We start from the raw sequence: 15,257 nt of genomic DNA, 5'->3' as shown, positions 1-15,257 counted from the left end.
ACCAAATCGTGGTAGTGGCAGGATCACCTTTCCCGCATCCCGCGCTCACAAAGGTTCACGGTTCCCGCAAACGTCGATGAGGTCACCATACCTAGGGCTTTCGACAAGTTCTCATTTTTCTCAGAGATAATTTTGCCCGCCACGAAGGACGCAATCTTTGTTTGCTTTTCGTAGCCTTTCGGCGTGGACATGTCCTCGATATCGGACAGCCATGGCAACACAACCTTGATTGCGGCGACATGTGGTGCCGCGGTGTGCCAGGCTACACAGCACTGAAGCGCCGCGTTCCCCTCCACAGCGTTGTCCCACATCCCCGTCTGTTTGTCCTTCGAGCAGAACTTCCAGATTTTGGAAAACCGAAACATGATCTCGAAGCCTTCGACAGCGCCCTGCCCCTTGTCGAGCAGTCCCTGCACCTGATCCTCGCGGCCGACGATCTTAATAAGGTCATCGCGATTCGTCGCCGAAGCGGCGTAAACGTTCGAGACCAGCCCTACAATCACTGATGCTGCAACAAACGCGTTGTACTTGGGACGGTTCATGATTGCTCCTAGCGCGAAAGCCCAACGGCAATTCATAAGTTTAGTTTGCAGACCTACTGGTACGTTTGGAGCGCGATTGGAAGGAAAACCCGACTCGCGAAGAATCCAATTTCGTTCACAGAGTTAATGCTCGCAACGCAATCTGGAGTTGATTTTTAAATCCTCCTCAGACAGGCTTTGTGTGTCGATTCCATTCTGAGAAACGGGCCTAGAATTCCAAATTGTAATCTTTGTTGAACTGAACGATGACGCGTTCTGCAAAAGCACTTATGACGCCGACATTTTTCTGGTTGCTTTTTCGAGAGCAAGAGAGCGCGTCAAGTTTCCATTCGCGAGAAACAGCAAATGTTTCAACAATGTGTGGGACTTTACCGATCACTTGGAAAAGCCGGGGTGCCGTTCATTTCAAAGTCCTAAAATTTGATCGCGTCCTCAACGATGATCGTTCAGGGGATCGGGTCGAAAAGATTACGCTCACCAGCTGTACTGACCTTGCTCGGCAGCAAGCGTCTAAATATACGACGGGTTGAGTGGAATATGAGGAGGCGAGCCGAATGAGACGCATACGTAGACGCAGACCACCCGCTTTTCTCTCTTCCGAGGTCGTGCTTGCCGAAAAGCAGCGCCTGCTTGAATACCTTCGGCGCGATCCCGTTGAGAGGCGGTCCCGGCGCGACAACCTCAATGCTTCTCTTTTTTTCGATTATTCACTTACACGATATCTCCATGAGACCTTCGACGGGACTTGTGCATTCTGCGAAACAGCGATTGGACAATCCAAAGACGGCGAAAGCATTCTTCGGGTAGCACACTTCAGACCCCTTCGGTTTGTGCGAGACGGTTTCGAATTCGATAAGGATTATTACCTTTGGCTCGCTTTCGAGTGGCACAACCTGCATGCCGTGTGCGCCTACTGTGACAAGGCTAAAGGCAACAGGTTTCCTGTTGAGGGCAAGCGAGCCGACTTTCTGTCCACTTATGATTCTGTTAATCGACGAGAACGACGTTTCCTGCTGGACCCATGTCAGGACGATCCCAGCAAGCATCTGCTGTTCCGTTGTACCGGACAGGTCGAGCCACTCACTGCTCAGGGCAGTGCGAGCATGGACATATTCGACCTGAACCGAGATGCACTGGTCCAAAGCCGTCGAATGGCCGTAAATGCGATGTTCAACGAACTGAAGATTGCCATTTCATCACGTCACGTTGAGTTTACGCATCTAAAACCAGGCTCGCCTCACGCTGGCGCATTGGCACAAATATGGACACGCGTTGGTAGCGAAAGGCTTGCTCTACCGCAAACCCTGATACGCTCCAAGCCTTCTCACTTTCCGTCCAATCTGCAAGCATATATCCAAAGACTAAGCGTAGTTGACAAGGAACACCTTCTGGATAGATTGCGATCACTATCTGAAAGCGACCAGGCAACGACTCCGCGAGCGATTAAATGGCATGCGTCTTCGTACGACGATAGTAAGCTTGCGCGCCCGAAACTCTATTTCGCATCAAACCAGGAAATCCGCCGAATTACGGTGTTGGACTTCAAAGTAATCGACGCGCTGAGACTGACACTTCCAGCAAGCCGAGCAGACCGTGCTGGTGCACCCTGCCTGATGATACTCGGAGAAAACTCTACCGGAAAATCTAGCATTCTTTCAGCGATTGCGCTGGCGTTGATTGGTAGAAAGGAGAGCCGAAAGCTCGCGAAGTATTTCTCAGCAGCAGTGCGGAGCGACGAACGCAATCGCCTCGATCAGCTCGATCAGAAATCCATGGGTGTCCATGTCAGTTTCCACCACACACGCCAAACCTCCGGTTTCACATTCGAACCAAGCACGAATTCTGTTGGTGGGTATGATCAAGCGACCATCGTTCTTGGTTACGGCCCAAGAAGGTACTTTGATCCCAAAAAGCGCGACTACCGTGGCGGCGCCGCCGCCCGCGTCAAAACGCTATTCGATCCCTTGGCCACGATCCCATATCCGGACGAGTGGCTCAATTCCAGAACTCATGCCGAATTTGAAAAGATCGCTGCGGCACTGCGCGTCGTTCTTGCGATGGACGACGAAGACGAGCTTCTTAGGGAGGGCCAGACGATCAAGGTCAACGCGAATGGGCGGTCGACCTCCATCGAGGCTCTAAGCGAAGGTTATCGATCGGTCTTCACAATGACAGTCGATATGCTCCGAGAGTTTTCGCAGTACTTCGACAATCTCGAGGAAGCGCAGGGAGTGGTGCTAATCGATGAGATCGAAACGCACCTGCATCCACGCTGGAAAATGCAGGTGATGACCTCGCTGCGTCGCGTGTTGCCGAAGGTCCAGTTCATCGCCACGACCCATGACCCCCTATGTCTTAGAGGCATGGACGATGGCGAGGTTGTAGTGCTTCAGCGTGGTGAAGGCCGCGAGGTTAGACAACTTCGAGACCTTCCGAGCATTCGCGGCATGACGGCTGAGCAATTGCTGACTTCGGACTATTTCGGCCTCGCAAGTACGGCAGATCCTGGCCTAGAACTCCGGCTTCTGAAGGAAGCCAACGATTATGCTCGTCGACGCCCGACAGGCGAGTTTAGCATCCAGGTCTCAGAGCAGACGAAGGCAATGCTGAATCGGCTGTCATTGGGTGACACGCCTTCCGAGCAAATCATGCAGGAAGCGCTCCAACGTTATCTCGCTGAGAGAGAAAATCCCGATGGCAGACCTCGAACCGACCTACGGGCCGAGGCCGTCGAGGAAATCGTCGCGGCGCTCAGGAAAATTCCCTGATGAGGCGCGTCAACCGTAGTGCAGTTGCTGCGCCGGCATCTCTAACCAATCCTTCAACAGCCGTTTCCACGGAGCGGAGTGAGGCGGTGGCGCACTACGCAGCCACCACCTCGGCATCCTATGAATTCTCGAAATACAAAGAATTCGATGTGAAGTTTTCCCTCGACAGGCTCTTCGACAGTAAGTGCGCCTACTGCGAATACCAGCTTGGCGACGGTATGGAGGTCGAGCACTTCCGACCGAAAGGACGAGTCGATGGCGAACCCACACACCGTGGCTATTGGTGGCTTGCACTGCAATGGGAGAACTTGTTGCCGTCGTGTGCTGGGTGCAACCAGCGCCGCTGCCAGCACCTCGTCACCGTAACCACGACCGAAACCGAGTACGCCGCATTACAAGGGAAGAAGCCGCGCAAGACCGCTGGAAAAGGTAATCATTTTCCCATTTCAGGCGTCAGAGCTTTCACACCTACCGACAATCTGTCTGACGAAGATCACGATATTCTTGACCCGACAGTTGACGATCCCGACCAGTACCTGACGTGGTCGACCAGCACGACGTTCTCGATCGCGCTTCCCTTAACGACGGAACCTGCTTTTGCGAAACGGGCTCTCGCGACGATCAATGTTTTCGCACTGAACCGTACAAAACTCGTCCAGTTGCGGACAGGTTTGCTCCGTGAACTGCGCCTGAGGGCGGTAGAAATCGAGAATGACCTCGCAGAAGATGCCCTCAATGGCGGTTCCCCGTTTGCGGTTCGAAACGCACTCAGAGGCGTTGATGCACTGAAGCGCTACTGCGAGCCGAACAAGCCGTTCTCGGCGATGGCCCGCGTTTTCGTTGAAGAATTTGCTAACCGACTATCGGCTCGCGTGGCAGGCATGCAGGACGCTACGGCCAACGAGACTGCCCCCAGCCCGCAGAGCCATGAAGCGGTTGGCTCACCTTGAGCCTCAGTGAGGCTCTGCAATTGAGAAAACACCGACCGTTGAGATTGTGTGTCTGCTCGAATCATTTCAGGTTGTAGACAGGTTTTATGAGCATCTGGGGGGAACAGGTCGATGGGAAGCTCTGGTTCGGGAAGTTTTACAGATTACAGTAGATCGAAGAAACCTGATGGCACAGGCGGATCCAGCGGCAAGGATCCTTGCCGCACGGCTTTCTCAGCAAAGTTGGAGGAAGTCGCGCAATGCGATTTTTTCGTTGCCAACAATACTGTCCCTGCCGCTGACACAGTGCTGTCAATCGTGTTCGAAGGCCGTATCTTTGCTGTGACAGAGAATGGCACGAAGGTCGGAGCCTTGCCGTTCCGAGCAGAACGATGGAAGAAGCACCGCCTTCAGTTCCCTTACTGAAACCGTCATTCGCTCACGCACGATCTCAAGGATGAACTCGGGGGACGGCGCCCCCGATGCATTGGGAGGACGCACACCGAAGACTGCACGCTCCTCCGATCCCGAAATGAAGCGGGCATGGTTCTCTTGCGCAACGCTTTGAAGATGTTCGATCGGCGACAAGACTAAACCCAAACGGTCTTCATGTGTGGTCGGAAGGTGGTCTCCGCAGCGCGAACGATAGCCGGGCTCGTGGCAGCGTAAAGAGCTGTCCGTACTGCCTTCGCAGTGGAGTTTTCCTCTGCAGCAAGAGCCTCAAGGGCTACATCGTATGTAAGATTGGCAACCCGTCTGGTAGATCCGAAGAGCTTCCGGACAGAAGCAGGGCCTGCATCATACGCCGACTGACCAATTGCTGTTTGCGTCCCGTCGCACCGCTTCTGCTCTGCCTCTGAAAGAAGCACGGAGCGGCCAGTCGAGCAACGAACGCGGTTACCCTGCATCCCAAGGCGGGTGATCGAACCTGGACCGAAGTCGAACCCTATGGCAAACCCGAGGTCGTCGGTCTCCACATCGTTATCTTGCAGCCGCTCCAGTGCAAGGTCAAAGCTGCTGCGGAGGCCGGCTGCACAGAGAACCGCGGTGGAAATTGTTGCATCGGTGTCGGTCGTGTAGGCGGTTCCCTCGAGGATATGCCCATGAATGCAATCGCCGATGAAGCGGACTCGGCGACCGGAAAAGTCCGATGTCAGGACTCTGTCCAGCTCCGCCCGGATGACGTGGAGGCATCGGACGACATTCTCAGGATCGTCATCGATGTGAGCATCTACATACGCCGTGAAGTTGTCGACGTCGGCGTATACCGAGACCATTTCCATTCGACGGGAATTGCCGGGAGTGAGGCCATTGATATCGAGGTTCTTCAAAGGTGGGGTGGTTCGTGAAAAGGAGAAGGCACCGATCGGGTTCGTCTCGTTATCTTTCCTCCATTCCTTCACGATAGAATCCTTACTCAAGCCGAGCTTGGCGTCGTCCTCGCATTGCTTGATTTCGTCATCGGTCAGTTTCGTCTTCGCTGGCAGGTCGGCAGCATCCAGCTCAATGGCCTCTCGGGCTTCATTGCTCAGATAAATCCCGACCGCTTTGTTATTTGAAGCGAGCTTTGCAGCAATATTGGCAGGCCGACCAAGAAAGAGCGGCTCCCGGTAGCCGTTGCGCCCGTTGTTGACGGCCAGCGCCTTCCCAGTATCTATACCTATCCGCACTTTCGCGTTTGGGATATTCTCATCATCGTCGCCGGTTTCGGCAAGGACATTGGAAATCAGTTTGGCGATTGCTGTCGCGCGAGCTACGCGATCTCCCACTGCGTCTTCGCCATAAGGCTTCGCGATAACAGCGTGCAGGCGCTGGTTATGGAAATCGACCCTAATGGCATCAGCATCGGCGAGAATTCGATGGACGGCGCGATAATTAAGGTTGAGGAACCGGAGTGCTCGCTTGTGCGATGTTTCCCCTTCCGATTCCGTAGACCACAGCATCTCTTCAAAATTGACTATATCGACATAGAGATGGACTCCATCCAGGCGGTAGGCCTTATTGGTCGGGATGGATTGAAGTGAAGTAGTGCGGGTGTAATCGACCACGGTGACGTTCTTGACATCCTTGATACGGGCATCGATTGAGCTTTTGGCCCGGTCGTGCTTCCAGATATGTGTCATTGCCACTAAACTCCCGACATAAAGTGCAAATTGGAACGAAGTCCAACTTATGCGATTATTTCACTGTTTGTTCTTTCAGAAACTTCACAGACACTTTTTGGGTGACCGATAATCATTAATTCAGGCGGTGACCGAAGTCTTTATGCGCGTCTTGACTCCTGATGCGAAGATCATGGTCAAGCGCACCGATTCGCAAATCAATATAGTCTAAACTATTCCGCTTAGCACTCTGCGGTCCCGAGTGCCAAAACATACGCACAGAAAATTTTCCCGGCGCGTGATGAAAGGACGCCGCAATGTTCGGGAAGGTACGAGCTTTATTCAGCCCCCATCTAAAAGGCATGGATACATGCCCTCGTGCATCTTCGATTGCCACCACTTTAACCTCTACCGAGATCGCCGCCGGAGAGAATTGGGCGGACATGGGGAACAATTCTTTCGTCCTCGTCTCCACGATCAATAGTTGCCTTTGGTCGATGGCCGCGGCTTCCAGCAAGACATCGCTGCTTGGGTTGCGAATAGGATCGACGAGCGGGCCGGAGAGTTGCAGCGTAACGCTATCACCTAAGTGCGCAGCTTCACTTGTGGAACAGAAAGCGACTACGCTATAGGTAGTAACCTTCGCGTACAGATCGACCGCTTCCCTAGCCCGTCGTCGAAAAAGCAGCCGGTCCGCTGTCGGCCCCTTTCGGTCGAGAAAGAGTCTAATCCTACATATGACAAAATTCCCCTTTTTCCATATGTTGATAGCATGGACTACCGGATATCAGCTTTGCGCCTTCTTGCGGTCGTTCGACTGGCACCTGCAACGTCGCGAAAGCTGGTATCGTCTATGGAGTGGTAGAGCGCCAGTCGATTGTTTCGGTGTAAAGGTTTGAACTCCACCTGATCCGACAAAATTTCTAATTCTGCTCTATTTAATAGCGCCAACGCCGCCGTCTTTTGCGATGATTAAATTTAGAAGATACGCATGCACTCTAAATCGCAGCAGAGACCACAATCTCGATACGCATATCGGGGTCGGCCATGAATACTTGCCCGCAGCATCGCGTCGGCGGGTTGGCTGTATCTATCCAACTGTCCCAAACCTGATTCATCGCCGCGAAATCCGACATGTCTTTCAGCCAAATCTGTGCGGTAAGTAGGCGAGATTTGTCGGTGCCGGCCCGTGCCAAAAGATCGTCAATCTTGGCGAGTGTTTCTATCGTTTGCTGAGCAATGTCCCCAGCAGAATCGGAAAATTGGCCCGATAAGAAACACATGCCATTGTATTTTACGAGACGACTGCGGCGGTGATTTATGTCAAGTCTTTCAATCTGCATTTGGTTTCCTTCAGGGTTCAAGATGTTAAACTATTTCACTTCAAGCCTTTATGAAGCAGGCGAAAACTATATCGCGTGGCCAAGGCAATCGCGCAGTTCATCGATGATCTTGGGAAGCCAATCTTCCGTCATCATCTCGAGCGGTGCGGTGAACGAAATCGCGGCATTCAGTTCATAAGGATTTGTAGCGCGCACCGGTAAGCCGAGTCCGCCTTCTCCCGGCAGGTAGTACGCCATATTGACAGCAAAACCCCGCCGTCTAGCATCTTCAATCTGGGAAATTACGACACACTTATCGACGTACTGAACTGATGGGTGACTAAGATAACGCGGTGCATTTGTTTCAAGCAGTGCGAGGCAGTCGGCTTCAGGCATTATGGACATGAGTGCGATGCTTCCGGCTGCGACACCCATAGGCACGCGTCCGCCAACCCCCATAGTAAACTGGCGGTCCGGAAATCGCGAAACCATCTCGGCGCAGACAGCATCAATGCCCGCCTGCACCATCATATAAACGGTATGCCCGCTTCGCCGCGCAAACTCGGTCATCCCTGGCCGAAACTTCGAAATCAGGGGTTCAAGACGGGCCTGCCCTCTCGCGAGCATTGGGATAGCAGGTCCAAGCCGGTAAAAGCCATGCTTGCCAGCCGGTTCGGCGAAGCCCTTTTGAAGAAGCGAAACGAGGCTACGATGCACGGCTGGTTTTGCTTCGCCAATGCGTTCAGCAATCTCTGCTAGAGCCAAGCCATCAGCGCCCGCTTCCCCCAGAACTATTAGAATATCAAGTGCGCGTACTGCATTGCTTGATGCGTTCGTAGTCACGTCTAACTCCAAAATTCTAATTATTAGAATATTTCATAAAATTCATTCCAATAAAAGGAATATGTTGACTTCTGTCACATTTTTCGCTGTCATTCAACCACGGCGTTAAGTCTTTGAACCGAGGGAGGAGCGTTCAAAGATTGCTGTCTTTACACCTGATTTCAGGTTGCTGACGCACGTCCCTGTCATGCTCCCCCATCATCTGTTTGAGGCGAGGACAACAGCATGGTGTCGTTCCTGATCAAACGAATGGGCTTCGCGCTCTTCACGCTGTTCAGCGTGTTGACGTTAGTCTTCGTAATCGTTCGTGTTCTGCCGGGCGATCCGGCTCTTGTGATTCTTGGCGATCAAGCCAGCCCCGCAAGTATCGCTGCACTGCATCACAAGCTTGGTCTGGATCAGCCGATCATTGTCCAGTACGGGAGCTTCATGCTGGGTGTACTCCAGGGTAATCTTGGGACATCCATGATAACCGGCCGCTCGATTACGGCCGAGATCATGAACGTCCTGCCCTATACAATGGAGTTGACAATCGCGTCGCTCATACTGGGGGTACTGTTGGGTGTTCCCGCAGGTGTTTGGGCAGCAGTGAAACGAAATAAGCCGGCTGATCTGTTGCTGCGCCTTGTTTCCCTGTTGGGTCTTTCGCTTCCAGCGTTTGTTGCAGCGATCATTTTGCTCATGATTTTTGCAATCCAGTTGCGCTGGTTTCCTGTGATTAGTTCAGGTGGCGGCGATGGATTGCTGGACCGCTTGAGGCAAATGGCACTGCCAACCATTTCGCTGGCACTGATCATGATGGCGTATATTACACGTGTCACCCGCTCGGCCATGCTCGAAGTTTTGAACCAGGACTTCGTGCGCACGGCGAAGGCCAAAGGCGCTTCACATCACGCAGTTGTTTGGCGTCATGCGCTTGGTAACTGCACGATCCCAATTACGACGGTTGTGGGGCTCTATCTCGGTATTCTGATCGGTAATTCCGTTCTGACCGAAATCGTCTTCTCTCGCCCAGGTCTTGGTAAGCTAATTCTCAACGCCTTGACCCAGCGTGACTATACCCTGCTGCAGGGGATGATCGTCATTTATACGCTTATGGTTGTTGCGGTGAACATGCTGACCGACCTGACCTATGGTTTCCTCGATCCGAGGGTTCAGTACAAATGACATCCATCACCACCAATTCATCTGCCGCGCCGCGCGTGCAGTCTCGATGGGAATTTCTACGTCGATTGAATTTCTCTACCTGGCTGGGTGTAGCGATTGTTCTGACGCTCATTCTGTGCGCAGCCTTTGCTCCGATCTTGGCGCCATATGATCCGAATGAACAGAACATCATCGTTTACCTGTCGCCGCCAAGTGCAGAAAATCTGCTGGGCACGGACCAGTTCGGTCGTGATGTTCTTTCGCGATTACTCTATGGAGCCCGTTATTCGCTAACCATCGGATTTCTGGCCATTCTGGTCGCGCTGATAATTGGCTCGTTTCTGGGCATGATTGCTGGTTATGTGGGGCGCAAGACCGACATCATTGTGATGCAGATCATGGATGTCGTACTGGCATTTCCATCATTGATTCTTGGTTTGGCACTCGTCGCCCTTATGGGGGCCACGCTGACGAATATTGTCATTGCTATCGCATTCACCGCTATACCGGCCTTTGCGCGAATTGCCCGCGCAGGTGTTCTGACACAGCGCGACCGCGAATATGTTCAGGCCTGTCACGCGATGGGCTTTTCCCACACGCGCATTCTGTTCGGCCATATTCTGCCTGCCATTCTGCCGGAGATCCTGGTCATGGCATCACTTTGGATGGCCACTGCAGTTCGCACCGAGGCGTCGCTCGCATTCATTGGGTTAGGGCTGGCCCCACCGACGCCGACTTGGGGTGGCATGGTTCGCGAAGGCTTCGACAATATTCTGAGCTCCTTCCATCTGGCTCTTTATCCGAGCCTTGCAATTCTGGTGCTCGTTCTCGCTCTCAACCTGATCGGCGACGGTCTGCGTGACGCAATCGATCCACGACTGAAGGATGCCAGCTAATGACTGTCCAGCCTGCGATCATTGTTCGTGATCTCAAGATTTCATTCGCCAGAAAGCCGGTTGTCCATGGGATCAGTTTCCAGATCGAGCCTGGCAAGACACTGGCTCTGGTGGGAGAGTCCGGCTCTGGCAAGAGCGTTACTTCTCTGGCGATCATGCGTCTTCTGCCTGATCGCATCGCAAAGGCTGAGGGCGCTGTAATGCTTGGCCAACAAGACTTGCTAAAACTGCCTGAAGCGGACATGCGAGGCGTGCGAGGCGGCAAGATCAGCATGATCTTTCAGGAGCCGATGACCTCTCTTAACCCGGTACAGACTGTTGGAGCACAGCTTGCCGAAGTTCTGAGAATTCACAAGAAACTCAAGGGGAAAAAACTGCAGGAAGCGGTTCTGGAGCTTTTGCGCAAGGTGCGCATTCCCGATCCGGAGCAGCGCGTCAATCAGTATCCACATACGTTTTCAGGTGGAATGCGACAGCGTGTGATGATTGCGATGGCACTGGCATGCGATCCTGATCTCATCATTGCTGATGAGCCTACAACCGCGCTTGATGTGACTGTGCAGGCTCAGACGCTTCAACTGCTGAAGGAGTTGCAGCAGGAAACTGGAACGGCGGTTCTATTTATAACGCATGACATGGGCGTTGTTGCCGAAGTTGCTGATGACGTTCTGGTCATGCGCCATGGGCGCGTCATTGAGCACGGCTCGGTGATGGAAATTTTCAGCAATCCTAAAGATGCCTATACGCGCAGCCTTATCGAAGCGGCCCCGAGTTTGGTCGGCAAGTTGCAGGCCAAAACGATTCCGGCCAGACCTGTCGACAGTCCCTTGATGGCGAATGCTGCAACGCCGGTTCTCGAAGTGAGCGACCTTTCGGTAAGATTTCCGGTCCACGGTGGCCTATTTGGCCGTGCCAGGGGCGCAGTGCATGCGGTCGAAGATGTGTCGTTCAGCATTGGCAAAGGTGAGACACTTGGACTGGTTGGCGAGTCCGGTTCAGGAAAATCCACCATTGGTAAGGCGATTATCAATCTCGCACCCGTGCACAACGGCAAGATCACCGTTGGTGGGGAGACGATCGACTATCTGGATCGCAAAAGCCTGTCGTCATTGAAACGGCAAGTACAGATGATCTTCCAAGATCCCTTTGGTTCTCTTGATGCACGTCAGACCATTGGCTCGGCAATCATGGAACCAATGAAAGTTCATGGTTTGGAGACTGGTGTAGCCGCACAACAGAAGATGGAATGGTTGATGGAGCGTGTTGGGTTGGATCCCAATCGCGCATCCAGTCTGCCGCATGAATTTTCTGGCGGACAGCGCCAGCGTATCTGTATTGCGCGTGCTCTCGCAATGGCTCCACGGCTGATCATCGCAGATGAAGCGGTGTCGGCGCTTGATGTCGCCATCAAGGGTCAAATTATTGATCTGATGATTGATCTTCAGAAGGAATTTGACATTTCGTATCTGTTCATCAGCCACGATATGTCCGCAGTTGAGCGCATCTGCAACCGTGTTGCGGTGATGTATTTCGGTGAAATCGTCGAAATCGGACCACGTGATGACGTGATCGGACGACCGGGGCACGAATATACGCAACGGTTACTTTCGGCGATCCCGATAATACATCCCGACCAACGGGGAACAAGGCGGCGAGCTGCCGATGCCGGTCCACCCAGAAGTCCGCTCAAACCCCTCGGTTATAGCGCACCAGCGGCACGCTGGAGCATGGCTGCGGACGGTCATTTCATTCGTATGGCGAGCTAGATTGGAGTCCTTCGGAAATGCATGCCCTAACTCAACTTGCTGAATTTGTGTCTGGCCACCCCAAAGGCGCGTTGCCATCGGAAACGCGCGAAGCCATCTCGCTGCTGCTGCTCGATTTGATGGGCGCAACCGCAGCAGGCCTTCATTCACGCCTGGCTGCTTCGGCGAGACAAGCAGCAGCCGATGTCTACGGTTCAGGCGTAGCTCAGGTCTGGCTCACGGATTTGAAGCTGAGCGTTGTGGGCGCTGCCATGGCCAATAGTGCGGCGGCCAGTGCGCTCGATATTGATGATGGCCATCGTGGAGCGGCAGGCCATGCGGGGGCTGGCGTCATTCCTGCAGCACTTGCTGTCGGCCAATCCATCAATGCATCGGATGCGGAGATGCTGGATGCCATTGCACTGGGCTATGACGTCGCTCTGCGTGTTGCCACATCACGCCCCACCAACACCATCGAGACTTATGCCAGTGGCAGGTGGGTCAGCTATGGTGCGGCTGCAGCTGCCGGACGCTTGCTCGGTCTTGACGCTGAAGAAATGGCACATGCGCTGGCGATTGCAGGCTCTGAAGGCCCTATCGTTTTCCCGACAGGCTCCTCCAAGTTTCAGGGCAGCACGGTAAAAGAAGGAATCCCACCTGCTGTCGTTGCCGGTATCACTGGGGCTTATCGCGCAAGGGCGGGAGCAACCGGACCGGTAGATTTGCTCAACGATGAAGATCGCTATGATCCTAAAATCTTGCTGGGGCAGCTTGGCGAGGTGTGGGAGCTGCAGAAGTGTTATCTCAAGCCTTATGCATGCTGTCGTTATATGCATGCTGCCATCGATGCTATCCTGAAAATGCGTCAGGATGGGCGTCACATTCACAGGCTCCGCATCGAAACCTTCCCGCAGGGGCTTCGTCTCGCCAATGAGCGCACCCCAAGCACGTTGGAGGGCGGCCAGTATAGCTTCTATTTCAGCTGCGCGCTTGCGGCGCTGCGTGGGCAGGAGGCGCTTCAGCCCGTCGATCCCGACAGTCTAAAAGACATAGAGGTCCTCGGCCTTGCGAACCGGATCGAACTTGAAACGTCGATCGATTTCGCCACAGCGTTTCCAGTTCGCACGCCAGCGCGTGTTCTGATCGATCAAGGTGACGGTGAAAAAGAGCTGGTTATCGACCACCCGCTTGGCGATGTGGCGAACCCGATGAGCTGGGACCAGGTCGCTCACAAGTTCAAGAATATCGGGCGTGTCAGTCTGAGTACCCAAAGTCAGGACAGCATTATTTCCGCGATCAGCCAACTGAACGAAGCAGGCTTCACCCCACTGCTCAGTGCGCTCAGCAAATCTCAAGACAATAATCTGCAATAAGAAGGGAACAGGCATGAAACTGAAAAGCATCATGGGACCACCGGCACTTGCCGCTCTTATGGCCTTTACGGCACTTGGTACGCTCTCAGCTTCCGCAACACAGACCGAATTACGGCTCGGTGCGGCAGCTGCTGATATTGGCAATCTCGATCCACATTTTGCCGCCAGTACCTCTGACCGTACCCTTGTCGCATGGATATTCGGAGGGCTGGTCAGATTTGCGCCCGGCTCTACTGATCCGGCAACGATTGAAGGAGATCTTGCGGAGAGTTGGGAAGCAACAGACAATAATCTGGTCTGGACCTTCAAGCTGCGGCCCGGCGTGCAATGGCAACATGGCTATGGTGAAGTGACGGCCGACGACGTCGTTTTCAGTCTGCAAAAGGCGGCCGATCCGAAGCACTCTGCATTCGCAACGGACTATAAGGCCGTCAAGAGCGTCGAGGCTGTAGACCCGCACACTGTGCGCATAACGCTTGCAAATCAAGTCCCGAGCTTGCTCGGTCTGGTGACCAACTATTCGGGTGGCTTTATCATCAGCAAGAAGGCGTACGAAGAGCGTGGAGAGGGTTTTACCCGCAATCCTGTCGGCTTTGGGCCTTTCCAGTTTGAATCAATCGAACCCGGCGTTGCGGTCCATTTTACCGCTCATGAAAAATACTTCCGTGGCAAGCCGAAGATCGAAAAGGTGACATATCGTTTCCTTAATGCAGCGGCAGGCCGTGATCTTGCCTTTACCGCAGGTGAAATCGATGTATCCGCCGGCAATGCCGATCGGCGCTGGTTGCAGCGGATGAAGGAAACGCCCGGCGCCAAGGTCGACATCTTCGATCCTGCCGAACTGACAGTGGTGCATATCAACCGCAATCAGAAACCCTTTGACGATATCAAGGTACGGCAGGCCGTTGCTTACGCGATCAATCCTGAACAGATCGCACAGTTTCGTGGGCCTGAATTCACGCGTGTTGCAAAGTCAGTCATTCCTTCAAACAATCTCGGGCTCAATCCCGATCCGGGCCTCATCCAGCCAGATGTGGAGAAGGCCAAAGCACTGCTAGCAGAAGCGGGGTATCCCAACGGTCTCACCGTCAAGATGATTTCAAGCCAGATGCCTAGCTATGCGACGACGGACCAGCTTTTGCAGGCGCAACTCGCCAAGGCTGGCATCAAGCTTGAGCTTGAACCGGTTGAGCACGCGACCTGGCATCAGATGATCCGCAAGGATTTAAGCCCGCTTGTTGATTACGGCGCGGCACGCTTCCCCGTTGCGGATACGTTTCTGACGCAGTTCTATCATTCCAGCAGCGCGATTGGGGCTCCTGGGCAAGTAACGAACTTCAGCCATTGCTCAGTCGCCGATAAGCAGATCGAGGCCGCTCGCACCGAGATTGATCCCAAAAAGCAGATGGAACTCTGGCAGGAAGCACAAAAGCTGATCGTCGCTGATGTTTGTGCAGTGCCGGTAACAGAAACGGCCCAGGTCTGGATCAGAAACGAGAAGCTTGACTGGGGTTTCGAACTCAAGGGGTCGATGTCGCTGGGCCCACTACTCACCGAACAAGCTCACTTCAAGGAATGAGAAGAGCAATCG

General features: G+C 53.7%; 13 protein-coding genes. 7 read left to right on the top strand and 6 right to left on the bottom strand.

Annotated elements, in window-relative coordinates:
- Nucleotides 1-23: 23 nt before the first annotated feature.
- Nucleotides 24-542 carry a hypothetical protein gene (locus tag J9800_RS14705; RefSeq protein ID WP_114215633.1) on the bottom strand — a complete coding sequence of 173 codons (519 nt, stop codon included), beginning with the start codon at nt 540-542 and terminating at the stop codon, nt 24-26.
- 554 nt (nt 543-1,096) lie between these two features.
- Here J9800_RS14705 and J9800_RS14700 point away from each other — a divergent pair.
- Together J9800_RS14700 and J9800_RS14695 are read left to right on the top strand one after the other, a co-directional pair.
- Nucleotides 1,097-3,310 (top strand): AAA family ATPase, encoded by a 2,214-nt coding sequence (locus J9800_RS14700; RefSeq protein WP_114215634.1) that lies wholly within the window; start codon nt 1,097-1,099, stop codon nt 3,308-3,310.
- Nucleotides 3,310-4,260: a retron system putative HNH endonuclease gene (locus J9800_RS14695; RefSeq protein WP_114215635.1), complete on the top strand. Its 951-nt coding sequence runs from the start codon at nt 3,310-3,312 to the stop codon at nt 4,258-4,260. The genes J9800_RS14700 and J9800_RS14695 overlap by 1 nt, the downstream gene beginning before the upstream one ends.
- A 291-nt stretch (nt 4,261-4,551) precedes the next feature.
- Here J9800_RS14695 and J9800_RS14690 read toward each other — a convergent pair whose 3' ends face one another.
- The 5 genes from J9800_RS14690 to J9800_RS14670 all read right to left on the bottom strand — a co-directional run bounded on the left by J9800_RS14690 (nt 4,552) and on the right by J9800_RS14670 (nt 8,506).
- The gene (locus J9800_RS14690; RefSeq protein ID WP_114215636.1) at nt 4,552-4,827 is read right to left on the bottom strand and encodes a hypothetical protein; all 276 of its coding nucleotides are present in this window, start codon (nt 4,825-4,827) and stop codon (nt 4,552-4,554) included.
- Between the two features lie 2 nt (nt 4,828-4,829).
- Nucleotides 4,830-6,362 carry an adenylate/guanylate cyclase domain-containing protein gene (locus J9800_RS14685; protein WP_210845861.1) on the bottom strand — a complete coding sequence of 511 codons (1,533 nt, stop codon included), beginning with the start codon at nt 6,360-6,362 and terminating at the stop codon, nt 4,830-4,832.
- Nucleotides 6,363-6,477: 115 nt separating this feature from the next.
- Entirely contained in the window at nt 6,478-6,858 is a 381-nt protein-coding gene (locus J9800_RS14680; protein WP_114215638.1) for a hypothetical protein, read from the bottom strand.
- Nucleotides 6,859-7,339: 481 nt separating this feature from the next.
- The gene (locus J9800_RS14675) at nt 7,340-7,684 is read right to left on the bottom strand and encodes a RidA family protein (protein ID WP_114215639.1); all 345 of its coding nucleotides are present in this window, start codon (nt 7,682-7,684) and stop codon (nt 7,340-7,342) included.
- A gap of 66 nt (nt 7,685-7,750) precedes the next feature.
- Nucleotides 7,751-8,506: an IclR family transcriptional regulator gene (locus tag J9800_RS14670; RefSeq protein WP_114215640.1), complete on the bottom strand. Its 756-nt coding sequence runs from the start codon at nt 8,504-8,506 to the stop codon at nt 7,751-7,753.
- Between the two features lie 225 nt (nt 8,507-8,731).
- On the opposite strand from J9800_RS14670, the gene J9800_RS14665 reads away from it, so the two are divergent.
- The 5 genes from J9800_RS14665 to J9800_RS14645 are packed head-to-tail and all read left to right on the top strand — an operon-like array spanning nt 8,732 to nt 15,245.
- Nucleotides 8,732-9,673, top strand: a complete 942-nt coding sequence (locus J9800_RS14665) for an ABC transporter permease (RefSeq protein WP_012092301.1) — start codon at nt 8,732-8,734, stop codon at nt 9,671-9,673.
- On the top strand, nt 9,670-10,548 hold the full coding sequence (locus tag J9800_RS14660) for an ABC transporter permease (protein ID WP_061345496.1): 879 nt from the start codon (nt 9,670-9,672) through the stop codon (nt 10,546-10,548). Before J9800_RS14665 ends, J9800_RS14660 begins: the two co-directional genes overlap by 4 nt.
- Complete coding sequence (locus J9800_RS14655; protein ID WP_114215641.1) at nt 10,548-12,314, top strand: ABC transporter ATP-binding protein; 1,767 nt, start codon at nt 10,548-10,550, stop codon at nt 12,312-12,314. The genes J9800_RS14660 and J9800_RS14655 overlap by 1 nt, the downstream gene beginning before the upstream one ends.
- Nucleotides 12,315-12,331: 17 nt before the next feature.
- Nucleotides 12,332-13,666 carry an MmgE/PrpD family protein gene (locus J9800_RS14650; protein WP_114215642.1) on the top strand — a complete coding sequence of 445 codons (1,335 nt, stop codon included), beginning with the start codon at nt 12,332-12,334 and terminating at the stop codon, nt 13,664-13,666.
- A gap of 13 nt (nt 13,667-13,679) precedes the next feature.
- Nucleotides 13,680-15,245: an ABC transporter substrate-binding protein gene (locus J9800_RS14645; RefSeq protein ID WP_114215643.1), complete on the top strand. Its 1,566-nt coding sequence runs from the start codon at nt 13,680-13,682 to the stop codon at nt 15,243-15,245.
- Nucleotides 15,246-15,257: the final 12 nt, after the last annotated feature.

Origin of the sequence: Ochrobactrum sp. AP1BH01-1 (assembly GCF_018066705.1) — a bacterium.
Taxonomy (GTDB): Bacteria; Pseudomonadota; Alphaproteobacteria; order Rhizobiales; family Rhizobiaceae; genus Brucella.
The sequence above is the reverse complement of the archived record's forward strand: the minus strand, read 5'-3'. Positions and strand labels throughout refer to the sequence as shown.